The following is a 1,355-nucleotide window of genomic DNA, read 5'->3' as shown; positions in this document are numbered from 1 at the left end:
GGCTGCCTGCGCCTGCTCGGCTGCGATTCTTGCCGCTTCTTCGGCCGCCTTCTGTGCTTCCTCAGCTGCCTTCCTTGCCGCTTCTTCCGCTGCCTTCTGCGCTTCCTCGGCCGCGATTCTTGCCGCTTCTTCCGCGGCCTTCTGCGCTTCCTCGGCCGCCTTCCTTGCCGCTTCTTCTACAGCCTTCTGCGCTTCCTCGGCTGCTTTCCTTGCCGCTTCTTCCGCGGCCTTCTGCGACTGCTCAGCTGCTTTCCTTGCCGCTTCTTCAGCGGCCTTCTGCGTCTGCTCAGCCGCTTTCCTTGCCGCTTCTTCAGCCGCGGAGTTATCCTCAGCCGCTGAATCGGCTCCGTCCGAACTGCTCTCAGACATTCTGTCCTGAGCAGCTGTGTCGGCGGGATGGGTCTCTTCTGTCTGTAAATCCTGTGTCTGTTCTGTCTGCTCTTCCGTATCGCCCGGATTCTGTGTTTCCTCCGGGTTTACCGGCGCGATATCATCTAATGTATCACTGCCGTCTGTCAGGTGCTCGCTTTCCACCCAGCCGGTGATATCACCGACCTGTACCTTCATCCATCTGCCGCTGTTCTCAAGGACCTTAGCCTGTGTCCCGGATAACGTTGCCAGCACCGGAGAGGTATCATCAGCTTCTGCATGGACATCTGCCACACTGGCCGTTTCAACCAGCATCACACCATTTGCCATAGCGGTTGTTCCGCATGCGGAGCTGAGCACCATAATACCTGTCAGCCATCCGGCAGCATGCTTCCACAACCTTCTGCCATTTGTGTTCATAAATAACCTCCAATTTCAGCGTTCCCTGGGTCAGTGGGAACTTTTTCACAATTGTTACAAAGTTGTTAACAAATGTTACGTCTGATATCATATCAACATTATGCCCATTTGTCAACCCCTCAATACAATCCGCTAAAACTCAGGGTTTTCGACCACTTTTGCGCTTTAAATCAATATTATAAGGAAGTAAAATTTATGTTTTAACATTTATTTTTTATATTATTTCGACATGGTTTTTACATATTATTCTTTTTTTCTTAATATTTTATTGCAAAAAAGTTGCTCCCGCGTACTTTTTTCTACGCAGGGAGCAACTTTTCTTAAGATTTTCTTCAGAAGATTATCTAATTGTTACAATTATTACATTTTTCTCGATTTTTCCACACAGGTAATGACCGCATTCATTACTGTGCCGCGGAAATTATTTTTCTCCAGCATCTTTATCCCCTGGATTGTCGTGCCTCCGGGAGAGCATACCATATCCTTCAGTTCTCCGGGGTGGCTGCCGGTTTCCAGAACCAGCTTCGCGCTTCCAAGCACCGCCTGGGCCGCGAATTCATAGGCCT

Annotated in this window: 2 protein-coding genes; both read right to left on the bottom strand. The window is 49.8% G+C overall.

The window, feature by feature from the left end:
• Positions 1 to 789: SH3 domain-containing protein (locus HMPREF1548_RS25615; RefSeq protein ID WP_021639683.1), on the bottom strand; the 789-nt coding region annotated here is incomplete at its 3' end.
• A 360-nt stretch (positions 790 to 1,149) separates the two neighbouring features.
• The coding region (locus HMPREF1548_RS25610) for a pyrroline-5-carboxylate reductase dimerization domain-containing protein (protein WP_021639682.1) at positions 1,150 to 1,355 on the bottom strand (206 nt) is incomplete at its 5' end.

The sequence above is a fragment of the Clostridium sp. KLE 1755 genome (genome assembly GCF_000466465.2).
In the GTDB taxonomy this organism is placed as follows: Bacteria; Bacillota; Clostridia; order Lachnospirales; family Lachnospiraceae; genus Eisenbergiella; species Eisenbergiella porci.
Note: the sequence above shows the minus strand (reverse complement) of the source record. Positions and strands in the feature narration are given on the sequence as shown.